The organism is uncultured Aureimonas sp. (assembly GCF_913775355.1).
Classification (GTDB): Bacteria; Pseudomonadota; Alphaproteobacteria; order Rhizobiales; family Rhizobiaceae; genus Aureimonas.
Map to the genome: position 1 here is coordinate 1 of NZ_CAJYIU010000056.1, position 10,425 is coordinate 10,425.

Below are 10,425 nucleotides of genomic sequence, written 5' to 3' on the forward strand. Positions count from 1 at the left end.
TTTCGACCCTTCGAGGACATCGCGGGCGTCAGACTTAGCCATCAGAAGCGGACACTCTCTAGCTCAAGAAAATATCCGCTTCCAACTCAGGAGAGTCTCGCCTTGACGAACAAGACGAGAAGGTTCGCGACGTCGACCTGATCGCGCTCTCAGATCGGCTAACAGCGAGGATATGACACTCAAGAGCCGGACTTCGCCAGCAGTTCTTGGAAGACCATCTTGGCCTTGCCTGGATGCTTGACTGCGATGGCTTCCGGTTGGTTCACCGGCTCGCCTACCTTGATGAGGGCAACCATGCCCATGCCGTAGTGCGGCGTGCACTTCACACCGTACAGTCCTTCCTTGGCGACCGTCAGTCGGTATTCCTCGTTGAAGGCACTCTTGAACGGCTCGACGCCCTCCGGGAGCATGCCTTTGATGGATTCGACGTCGTGCCCCTTGCTGGTCGGCTTGAACACGATCACGTCTCCGGGCTTGGCCTCGATGTAGTCGGGTTCGAACACCATCGCCCCCTTGGCTCCGGCATTCAGCATCTGGACCTCGATCTCGGCCGCCTGCGCGGCGAGCGGGGTGAGGAGCATGAGGGCAGCGAGAACAGTCAGCTTCATCGTCGTGGACCTTCATTGCCGAAGACGGACGCGCAGGGTCGTTGCCGGACGAGCCGACCCATGCAGCCGCGGGACAGGAAAAATGGAAGCGGCCGCCGGATCGAAGCCGGCGACCGCGCGGGCGGCTCAGAGCTCGCCGCGGGACATGCGTCCGGCGATGTGGTCCGCCTGACGAAGCGCCAGGGACACGATCGTCAGCGTCGGATTCTCGGCGGCCCCGGTCGTGAACTGCGAGCCGTCCGACACGAAGAGGTTCGGGATGTCGTGCGTCTGGCCGAAGCGGTTGACGACGCCGTCGCGTGCGTTCTCGCTCATCCGGTTGGTGCCGAGATTGTGGGTCGAGGGATAGGGCGGGGTGTGGATGGTCCGAAGCGCGCCGACCGCCTCGTAGATCGCCGAGCCCTGCTTGTAGGCATGGTTGCGCATGGCCGTGTCGTTCTCGTGGTCGTCGAAGTTCACCGACGCCACGGGCATGCCGAACTTGTCCTTCTCCTCCGCCAGCGTGATGCGGTTGTCCGCGCGGGGCATGTCCTCGCCGACGATCCAGAGGCCCGCGAGGTTCTGGTAGTTGTCCATCGCATCCGCGAAGTCCCGGCCCCATTTCTGCGGGTCGAGGAACGCCGCCATGAACGGCAGGCCGAGTGACAGGGTCTCGAACTCATAGCCGCCGACGAAGCCGCGGGACGGGTCGTGCCTCGCTTCGTCGCGAACGATGCCCGCCATCGTGGTGCCGCGGTACATGTGAACGGGCTTGTCGAATACGCCGTAGACTGAGCCCGTGGTGTGGCGCATGTAATTGCGGCCGACCTGGCCGGACGAATTGGCGAGCCCATCCGGGAACATCGAGGACTTCGAGTTCAGGAGCAGGCGGGGGCTCTCGATCGAGTTGCCTGCGACTGCCACCGCACGGGCCTTCTGCCGCTGCTCGACGCCCTGCGCATCGGCGTAGACCACCGCTGTCACCTTACCGCTCGCGTCGTGCTCGATGCGCAGCACATGGCTTTCGGGCCGAACCTCCAGGCGTCCCGTCGCCTCGCCCTTCGGGATCTCCGACACGAGCGTCGACCACTTGGCGCCGGACTTACAGCCCTGGAAGCAGAAGCCGATCTGGAGGCACGAGCCGCGGTCGTCGCGCGGCTGCGAGTTGATCGCCATGTTGCCCGTGTGGACTTCCTTGTAGCCGATCTTCTTGGCGCCCGCCTCCAGCACCTTGAAGTTGTTGTTGCCCGGCAGGCCCGGGATGCCGTTGGTGCGCGTCACGCCCATCCGGTCCTCGGCCTTAGCGTACCAAGGCTCCATCTCCTTGAGGTCGATCGGCCAGTCGAGGAGGTTGGCGTCCTTCAACTCGCCATAGTGGGTGCGTGTCTTGAACTCGTGCTCCTGGAAGCGGAGCGACGCGCCGGCCCAGTGGACCGTGGAGCCGCCGACCGACTTCACGATCCAGGCCGGGAGGTTCGGGAAGGTCCGGGCGATGTCCCAGGACCCCGACGTCATCCGCTTGTCGCCCCAGGCGAGCTGAGCGAACGAGTCCCATTCGTCGTTGATGAAGTCCCAGGTTTCGTGACGCTTTCCAGCCTCGAGGACAACAACGTCGATCCCCTTCATGGCGAGCTCGGCGCCCAGCGTCCCTCCGCCGGCGCCGGAGCCGACGATGACGAACACGCTGTCGTCGTTCAGTTCATAAGGTGCGGGCATGGCTTCTTCTCCCATCCGGCATCGACCACGCCCGCCTCCCTGCGGGTGCTCGCGGTCGCCGGCTCAAACGGTTTTGCAGGTTCGGGCCGCGCGTCGGCGCGATCAGGCGAGCCAGTCGATGTCGTCGAACCCGCGTTCCAGGTAGCCGCCCTTGTCGTAGGAGGCGCCCTCGTAGCCGAAGATCGGCCAGAGTTCCTTCTGGTTGTAGAGACCGACCACGAGGTTGCCGCGGACCTTCTGAAAGAAGGCGGTGTCCTCCATACCCTTGAGAAGCTCGACGCGGTCGGCCTCGCTCTCGACCTTGGCGTAGGGCTTGCCGAAGCGGTCGGCGGCGGCCTGGTTGAGGCTCCCCATGCCGCTCTCGAGAAGGTCGCGTTCGGCGGGAAGCGCGCGCGCGGCCTCGTCGAGGATCTGCACCGCGTTCGCGTAGAAGCGGTCCTCGATCTTGTCGTGCGGGTAGCAGTCCCGCGACATCTGAACGAGGGACGCGAAGGTCTCGGGCTCGGTCGCCTGGGGCATCTGGGCGAAGGCCCGGCCCGTCACGAGACCGCTCGGCATCACCGTCATCGCGATGATGCCGGACGCCGCACTCCTGAGGAAACGTCGGCGCGACAGATCGTTCGCCGACGAGGTCGATCTCGTCATCGTTCAGTCCTCCCATTGGGGCGCCGCGGCGTGCCTCCCAGCACCGGCGCCGGAATCGAAATGCTAGGCCGTCACGCGAAGCGCCAGGAGCGCTCAAGAACCTCGATCTTGTAGCCGTCCGGGTCCTCGATGAAGAAGAAGTTCGCCGCACCGCCCCCGGGGGCGTTCAGCGTCTTGAGATCTTTCGGCGAGAGCCCGGCATCGAGAAGGCGCTGGTGTTCGGCCTTCAGATCGGCCACGGAAACGGCCAGATGCCCATAGCCGTTGCCGAGGTCGTAGGGTGTCTCGGTTCCCTTGTTGACCGTGAGCTCCAGCTCGAAATCGCTCTCCGCGTTCCGCATGTAGACGAGCGTGAAGCTGTCGAACTCGATGCGATCGGCCACAGCGAGACCGAAGGCCTTCTTGTAGAAATCGACCGAACGCGCCTCGTCGAGGACGCGGATCATCGAATGAATGAGTTTGGCCAAGCCTCTCTCCCGGAACGCTTTTCCCATCGGCTTGCCGATACGGATGGGAGCTTAGAGTGATTACAGAGACGGATGGTAGTAAAGGGGTAGGACAGACGACGAAGCGGACAAAAATTCCTGCATGGATCATGGGTTGAGACGAGCTGTCGCAGCGACCACCGCGTCGTCAGAGTGCGGGAGTTACGGCCGCCTTACGCCACCGGAGCAGCTTGCTGGTGCGCCCGATCCCAGGGTTCAGGCAATTGCACGGATCAAGGCTTCGATAGTGCCGCTCCAGAACGGGGTCGGCCCTGTAGAGATGCCCGACATTGTGCTCCGCCGGATAACGAGCCCGGCGCGTGTCGAGTAGCGCCAGCATCCTTCCTTTCAAAGCGTGCCAATCCGCCCCCTCCCGCAGGAGGTAGTCCTGATGGAAGACGTGGCAGAAGAAGTGGCCATAGTAGAGCTTGTGGACGATCTCGCCCTCAATCTCTGGTGGCAGGCGCTCCGTCCAGTCACGCTCGTTTCGCGGAAGCGCGATGTCGAGAGCCACCACACCGCCGCTGCGGGGTCCCTGCACGGCGTCATAGCGGATCGCCGCTCCCGCGGTCGCGAAACGGTGAAGGAAGGCGGCGGAGCCCTCCTCGGCCGTGCATTCGAAGTGGTCGGTCTGCGGGTTCCGGTACCGATCGGCCAGAAGCTCGGTGAGAGCCGCCGCCCCTTCGCCTGACACCTTGATCATCAGGTGGTGCTCGAAGCGGTCCCGGAAGGCGGTGAGCCTCGGCGGAAGATGGGACGGGAGGAGATGCGAGGCCGCCTGAAGGAGCCGATCCGACAGGTTGAAAGGGAGGAAAGGGATCCGTTCGGCGAAGCTGTCGAAGCGGCTCTTCCATGAGAAGAGGGCCGGGAGACGCGCGGTGCCAAGGCGTCGAACGAGGAGGAACGTGTCCTTGCCGTATCGCTCGGCGATCCGGAACGCGTCGCGATGCAGGTATTCCGCGGCGATCGGCAGCGGCAGCGGGCTCGCCAGCATCTCCCGCCGCAACCTAGTGAGCTCGCCGGGGTCATTGGTGCCGACATAGATCACCCGCGTGTCCCGCTCAGTCTCGAACGTGTCGAGGCGGACTGCGAAGACCACGAGACGTCCCGCCGATCCCGATGCCTCGAAAAGGCGGCGCGGATCGGCATTGAAGCGGGCCGGCGTGTCGGCATCCACCTCGCGGACGTGCTCCCCGTAGTCCCCATCCGAGGCCCGTCTGTCGGTGGGATGGCTGACGGCCTCGGGAGGCACGTCGCCCCTGTCGAGCCGTTCAAGGATCTCGATCGGGGTCGTCCCGAGCGACACGTCCAGATGGTTCACGAGTTCCAGCCGGCCGTCCTGCGTCACCCGAGCGAACAGGGCCTGCTCGGTGTAGGCCGGACCGCGCCGGATCAACGAGCCGCCGGAGTTGTTGCACACGCCGCCCACGACGGACGCGCCAAGGCACGATGACCCGATCACCGAATGCGGCTCGCGGCCCAGCGGCTTCAACGTCTTCTCGAGCGTGTCGAGCGTCGTGCCGGGGAAGGCGAGGACCTGGCGTCCCCCATCGAGCAGCAGGAGGGACCGGAGGCGCAGCGTGCCCACCACGACGACGTCGCGGTCGTAGTCGTCGCCGAAGGGCGTCGATCCGCCCGTAAGCCCGGTGTTCGCCGCCTGCATGACGACCACGGCACCGTGCTCGATGCACAGGGAAACGGTGCGCCACAGCTCGACGAGCGTGCCGGGCAACGCCACGGCGATCGCATGCCCGGCGCCGAAACGGTAACCCCTGACGTAGCGGTGCATCCGGGACGGCGACGTCAGGAGGTTGCGGTCGCCGACCACCGCACGCAGTTCGTCGGCCAGTGCCGTCCCAGCCCTTGCTTCGCTCCTCCCGTTGTTGAAACCAGTCTGGCGCGGGCGATCCAAGATAGATGGTGGCGCGCTGGGGCTCGGAACGCCACCCGCCGAGCGTTCGAAGATCGTCACAGGATGTATTTCTGGCTCTTGCGCGGCAGGACGACAGGGGCCGCGGCCTTTTTTCTTTCGCGAGCCTCGTTGGCCTCATCCTCCAGCGCGAGGATCTCTTCCGGCTTCAAGTTCCTGCCCTGCTCCTTCGAGAGGAACCCCTGGAGTTGCAGGTTCAGGTATCGCAGGCAGCAAACGCGCAGGAACGAGGTGAAGTTCCCGAGGTCGTGCCCCTCGTCGATCGACTCGTTGTACAACTGGTGCAGGAGCTGCGGGATATTGAGGTCGTCCTTCTCGGCAATCTCCTCGAGCACCGTCCAGAACATCTTCTCGAGCCGGACGCTCGTGACCATCCCGTCCATCCGGACGGACCTGGTCTGGCTCTCCCAAAGGTCCGCGCTCGCGCCGACGAACAACCTGCACATCCCGGTTTCCTCCCCACCGTTCACTCCCGAGCGAAACATTGCGCGGTTTCCCGGCGGATGGGTAGTAGTCCGCTACGCCGTCTGATCGATCGGCAAAGTTGTTGCCACTAGCTTGTTCGCCAGCGGCAGCGGCAGCTATCTCGAGGTATTCGCACGAGAGCAGACGGACCGCTATCCACCCCTTATCGCCGATCGGCGTCATGGAAGCGGACGTCCGGGAGCGGTCGGACGGCTATCGACCCGAGTCGGTCGCTTGGAGGAATGTTGCATCCATCCCGAAAGCGGACGATCGACATATCGGTCGCCTCGTCATCGCCGGTCACGTGGTGGTGATCGCCGAAGCCTGTGCCGACGCTCCCTCGTATCTTCTGTGTTTGGAAACCGAACACGGGAGTCGGATATGAAGAAGAGCGCGATCTTCATCGTCGGAACGCTGAGCCTCGCGGCGTCGTCCGCCTTTGCCCAGCAGGCCATGCAGGGTGTGAAGGCCATCGATCAGGATGTTTCGAACGGTATCGTCAGCGCTGACACGGTCATGGCCGCGAAGAACGGCTGGCTCGTCGTCCACCGCACGGACGCTGCGATGAAGCCGGGTCCGGTTGTCGGGCATGCCCCGATCCGGGCCGGCACCACGAACGACGTCGCGGCGATCCTGACCGAGGACGTGAAGCCCGGCGACATGCTGATGCTGATGGTTCACGCCGAGGACGGCGGCACGAAGAAGGGCGTGTTCGAGTACACGTTGGGTGCCAAGGAGGACGGCCCGGTCCGCGTCGATGACAAGCTCGTCATGACGATGATCAAAGCTCAGTAGCTCGTAGGGGCCCGCCTGCCGGAGGCGGCGGGCCTCTCCACGAGCGGCGTTATCCTCCTGTCCGCTGCGCGCCTTCTCTCGAGCTGCGTCGACCGCAGGACACCCCAGTGACCTTCCGGGTTCGCCCGGGGCCTGCTGCCTGAACCCCACGGCGACGAGCGTGCGGAAACGCCTCAGCTCTGGATCTGCGCCGCGATCTCGTTCAACGCCTTGATGATGCCGCGTGGCGGATAGGGCTTGGCGAAGAACAGCCCGTTCTCAGGCATGTCCGTCGCCTCGACCTTCAGCCGGCCGGACGTGACGATGATCGCGACCGGCGGCCAGCGGTCACGGACAGCTCGGGCGAGCTTCAGCCCGTCCATCGTGCCGGGCATCTCGACATCGGTGAAGAGGACGCGGATGTCGGAATGGCGCTCCAGAAGGCGGATGGCCTGATCGGCGTTCTTCGCCTCGTAGGTCGTGAAGCCCGCCTCCTCGCACAGGTCCATGGCCTCGGCGCGCACGAGTGCGTCGTCTTCCACGATCAGGACGGCGTAACGGGCGGGATCGAAGGACTGGGCCATGGTGTCTGGTTCAAGCGTTCGAGATGGCCACGGGCTGCTCCAGCGCCCCCGCCAGGGTGAAACGGATACCGGCAGGGTCGAAGTCGATGTGTCCCTCGCCGTCGAAGTAGCTGGCAACGATCCGCTCGATCAGCTTGGAGCCGAACCCGCGACGTTCCGGCGGGATAACCGGCGGACCGCCGCTTTCGATCCATCGGAACTCGAACGTACCATTCGCGGCCTCCCAGATCATGACGACGCGACCCGTCTCGTTCGACAGCGCCCCATACTTCGCCGCGTTCGTCGCGAGTTCGTGGATGGCGAGGCTGAGACCGAGCGCCCGCTGCGCCGACAGCTCGGCATGGGGCCCGGCCATCGCGATCCGGTCGCCGGCCAGGCGATGCGGAGCGATCGCTGCGTCGACGACCTCGTGGACGTCGGCTTCGGTGAAGTTCGAGCGTGTCAGGATGTCCTGCGCCCGGGCGAGCGCCGCAAGGCGGCTCGAGATTGCCTCCCGCGCCTCATCCATCGTATGGGCCTGCCGAAGTGTCTGCGTCGCGATCGCCTGCACCATGGCGAGCGAGTTCTTCATGCGGTGCGCCATCTCCTGGGTCAGGACACGCTGCGCGTCTTCCATCCTCTGGCGGGTCAGGGCCACACGAACCCGGTCTCCGACCTGCTCGACGAACTGACGCTCTCCGTCCGTCCATCGGCGAAGGTCCCGCGAGTGCGCGAAGACCACCGCGTACAGGCGACCATCGAAGCTGATGGGAAGGTCTAGGAACGAGCGGGTCTGGATCGCCTCAAAGCCTACCTCCCGACTGCTTGTGCGCGGATCCGAGCCGACATCATCGACGGCGACAAGCTCCCCGCGTCTGAGGTCGGCGATGTAGGAACCGTAGGACGAGAAGGCATGCCGACCGACGACGCTGGGCATCCCGGGCTCGGCCCATTCGGAGTGAACGTCGATCGTATCCTCGCGCAGGTTCACGATGCCCGAGCCGACACGGTCGACCTCGAGACCGTCGGCCAGGCAGCGCGCGGCCGCCGTGATGATTGTCTCCAGGTCCGACCGCCCACGCAGCTCGTCCGCCAGCGTCAGGAGCGTTGCCTGCCTTCGATCGCGCTTGATGCGCTCCGTGACCTCGATGAAGAACACCGTGAAGCGATCGCCGCCGATCGGCTGCGCGACGCCGTCGTACCAGCGGTCGATCGTGCCGACCCGGCGGGTAAAGCGCGCTGCCTTGCCCGTTTCGACCACACCTGCGAACTCGTCGACCCAGGCGTCCTCAACGACGGGCAGGAGTTCGCGAACGGTGCGTCCCATCGCCGTTCCCCGCGGCACGCCGACGAGGTCATGCCAGGCATCGTTCACCGCTTCATAGCGCCAGTCGACGACGCGGCCCGACGCATCCCGGACCACCTCGCCCAGGATGAACCCCTCGTGCAGTGTCTCGAAGACGTTGCGCCACTTCGCTTCGCTGCGGGCCAGCGCCCCTTCCGCCTCGCGGCGCGCCGTGGTGTCGGCGATCAGCATCGCGACGCGGCCGCCACCGACGGGAAAGAGATGCGCGTCGTACCAGCGTCCAAGCGGCCTCGCCTCGCCCTCGAAGCGGATGGCTTCGCCGGTCTTGGCGACGTGCCCGTAGGCGTCGTGCCAGTGCTGCTCGATGCCGGGGGCGACCTCGCTGGCATAGCGTCCGACAGCATCCGACAAGCCGGTGTGGCGCTCGAAGGCAGGATTGGCCTCGATCACGCGGTGGTCGACCGGATGCCCCGCTTCGTCGAACTTCACCTCGCTGATGCAGAACCCGGCGTCGATGTTCTCGAACAGGGCCCGAAACCGTGCTTCGCTGGTGGCGAGCGCCGCCACCATCCGGTCGCGCTCGAGACCGGCGGCCCGCCGATCCTCGATGTCGATGAGAACGCCGGGGAAGCTGATCGGCGTGCCGTCCGGCGCATGGTCGACGCGCCCGTTAGCCTCCAGCCAGTAGTAGTTCCCGTCGAGGCGTCGCACGCGGTACTGATGCGCATAGGCGCCACCGCGGGCAACCGCCTCGTTGATCGCGTCGGCGAGGCCCGCCTGGTCGTCCGGGTGCACGGTCTCGACGATCTGCGCGAGCGGGATGCCCTCGCGGCCCAAGGTCGGGTCGAGCCCGAAAGCTTTGGCGAAGGGTTCGTCGACGGTAAAGCGATCGGCCACGATGTCCCAGAACCAGGTGCCGATGATGGCACCGGCTCCCAAGACAAGCTGGACGCGCTGGATGTTCTCCTGCGCGACGGCCTCGCTGAGGCGCAACTTCTCAGTCGCCGCGGCACGCTCAAGCTCGGCGAGGATGCGCGGCGTCGCGTCGGCCGCGACGTTCAGGAGCCCGGCGACCGTCCCGGCCTCGTCACGGACAGGCGAGTAGGAAAAGTCCCACCACGTGTCCTCGGCGTAGCCGTTGCGCGTCATGACGAGTGGCATGGCCCGGAAGGACGTCGTCTCGCCGCCGAAGACACGGCTGACCAGCGGGCCGATGTCGTCCCAGATCTCCGGCCACACGTCAGCGAACGGTTTGCCGAGCGCTGACGGATGCCGGGCTCCGAGGAACGGCGCGTAGGCATCGTTGTAGAGGAACGTGCGCTCTGGCCCCCAGGCGAGACACATCGCGTGCCCGGAGCCCATCATGATGTCGACGGTCGTGCGAAGGCTTTGTGGCCAGCCGGCCCGTCCGCCGAGCGGCGTCGCGGACCAGTCGAGACCGGCCAACCGCTCCATCATCGTCGCACTTTGGGCTGGATGATCCATGACCTCAGGTTCGAGGGGCTGTGGCATGCCTTCGCTCGCTTCCGATCCGGCTCGACCGCCGAGCGAAACCATCCTGCGCTAGCCCTAAACCGTTCGCGCTACAACAGAAAGAGACGTTGCGTCCCTCGCAAGAGGATGACTCTCTGAAAGCAGACGATTCCGAAACCATCTGGGCCTGTCGATCAACGCGGCACGGTGTCGGCTATCCAATGGGTGCTGACCGTCCCCAACGGTGAACGATCTCGGCCGCGAGGTGATGAAGGTTCGGGGCGACGACATCCGGGAACGGGACGCCCTCGGCACGCAGCGCTGCGTTTCCGGGCCGTTCGACCAGTCCGGCAAAGCACCCGGCGGCCTGAGCGCCGACGGTGTCCCAGACATGGCAGGCGACGAGACAGAGATCGGCCGGCGACACGCCTTCACCATCCGCCACCATTCGGTAGGTCTCGGGCGCCGGCTTGAACCTTCG

At 65.5% G+C, this 10,425-nt stretch carries 10 protein-coding genes; 2 read left to right on the top strand and 8 right to left on the bottom strand.

Annotated elements, in window-relative coordinates; all coding sequences use genetic code 11:
- Nucleotides 1-179 precede the first annotated feature (179 nt).
- The 6 genes from QZ753_RS04445 to QZ753_RS04470 form a co-directional block, all read right to left on the bottom strand.
- Nucleotides 180-608, bottom strand: a complete 429-nt coding sequence (locus tag QZ753_RS04445; protein WP_294641487.1) for a pseudoazurin — start codon at nucleotides 606-608, stop codon at nucleotides 180-182.
- Between the two features lie 126 nt (nucleotides 609-734).
- Complete coding sequence (locus tag QZ753_RS04450; protein WP_294641488.1) at nucleotides 735-2,303, bottom strand: GMC family oxidoreductase; 1,569 nt, start codon at nucleotides 2,301-2,303, stop codon at nucleotides 735-737.
- A 102-nt stretch (nucleotides 2,304-2,405) separates the two neighbouring features.
- The gene (locus tag QZ753_RS04455) at nucleotides 2,406-2,948 is read right to left on the bottom strand and encodes a gluconate 2-dehydrogenase subunit 3 family protein (protein WP_294641489.1); all 543 of its coding nucleotides are present in this window, start codon (nucleotides 2,946-2,948) and stop codon (nucleotides 2,406-2,408) included.
- A gap of 71 nt (nucleotides 2,949-3,019) precedes the next feature.
- The gene (locus QZ753_RS04460) at nucleotides 3,020-3,415 is read right to left on the bottom strand and encodes a VOC family protein (RefSeq protein ID WP_294641490.1); all 396 of its coding nucleotides are present in this window, start codon (nucleotides 3,413-3,415) and stop codon (nucleotides 3,020-3,022) included.
- Between the two features lie 166 nt (nucleotides 3,416-3,581).
- Nucleotides 3,582-5,405, bottom strand: a complete 1,824-nt coding sequence (dld, locus tag QZ753_RS04465) for a D-lactate dehydrogenase (protein WP_367171489.1) — start codon at nucleotides 5,403-5,405, stop codon at nucleotides 3,582-3,584.
- Nucleotides 5,402-5,809: a ribbon-helix-helix domain-containing protein gene (locus QZ753_RS04470; RefSeq protein WP_294641491.1), complete on the bottom strand. Its 408-nt coding sequence runs from the start codon at nucleotides 5,807-5,809 to the stop codon at nucleotides 5,402-5,404. The genes dld and QZ753_RS04470 overlap by 4 nt, the downstream gene beginning before the upstream one ends.
- A 400-nt stretch (nucleotides 5,810-6,209) precedes the next feature.
- On the opposite strand from QZ753_RS04470, the gene QZ753_RS04475 reads away from it, so the two are divergent.
- Complete coding sequence (locus tag QZ753_RS04475; protein ID WP_294641492.1) at nucleotides 6,210-6,623, top strand: hypothetical protein; 414 nt, start codon at nucleotides 6,210-6,212, stop codon at nucleotides 6,621-6,623.
- A gap of 173 nt (nucleotides 6,624-6,796) precedes the next feature.
- On the opposite strand, the gene QZ753_RS04480 is transcribed toward QZ753_RS04475, so the two are convergent.
- Together QZ753_RS04480 and QZ753_RS04485 are read right to left on the bottom strand one after the other, a co-directional pair.
- Entirely contained in the window at nucleotides 6,797-7,186 is a 390-nt protein-coding gene (locus QZ753_RS04480; RefSeq protein ID WP_294641493.1) for a response regulator, read from the bottom strand.
- A 10-nt stretch (nucleotides 7,187-7,196) separates the two neighbouring features.
- The gene (locus QZ753_RS04485) at nucleotides 7,197-9,983 is read right to left on the bottom strand and encodes a PAS domain-containing protein (protein WP_294641494.1); all 2,787 of its coding nucleotides are present in this window, start codon (nucleotides 9,981-9,983) and stop codon (nucleotides 7,197-7,199) included.
- Between the two features lie 205 nt (nucleotides 9,984-10,188).
- On the opposite strand from QZ753_RS04485, the gene QZ753_RS04490 reads away from it, so the two are divergent.
- The coding region (locus QZ753_RS04490) for a hypothetical protein (protein WP_294641495.1) at nucleotides 10,189-10,425 on the top strand (237 nt) is incomplete at its 3' end.

Coding starts and splice junctions, on each gene's coding strand:
- QZ753_RS04445 (WP_294641487.1), bottom strand. CDS start 608: ATGAAGCTGACTGTTCTCGCTGCCCTCATGCTCCTCACCCCGCTCGCC.
- QZ753_RS04450 (WP_294641488.1), bottom strand. CDS start 2,303: ATGCCCGCACCTTATGAACTGAACGACGACAGCGTGTTCGTCATCGTC.
- QZ753_RS04455 (WP_294641489.1), bottom strand. CDS start 2,948: ATGACGAGATCGACCTCGTCGGCGAACGATCTGTCGCGCCGACGTTTC.
- QZ753_RS04470 (WP_294641491.1), bottom strand. CDS start 5,809: ATGTGCAGGTTGTTCGTCGGCGCGAGCGCGGACCTTTGGGAGAGCCAG.
- QZ753_RS04475 (WP_294641492.1), top strand. CDS start 6,210: ATGAAGAAGAGCGCGATCTTCATCGTCGGAACGCTGAGCCTCGCGGCG.
- QZ753_RS04480 (WP_294641493.1), bottom strand. CDS start 7,186: ATGGCCCAGTCCTTCGATCCCGCCCGTTACGCCGTCCTGATCGTGGAA.
- QZ753_RS04485 (WP_294641494.1), bottom strand. CDS start 9,983: ATGCCACAGCCCCTCGAACCTGAGGTCATGGATCATCCAGCCCAAAGT.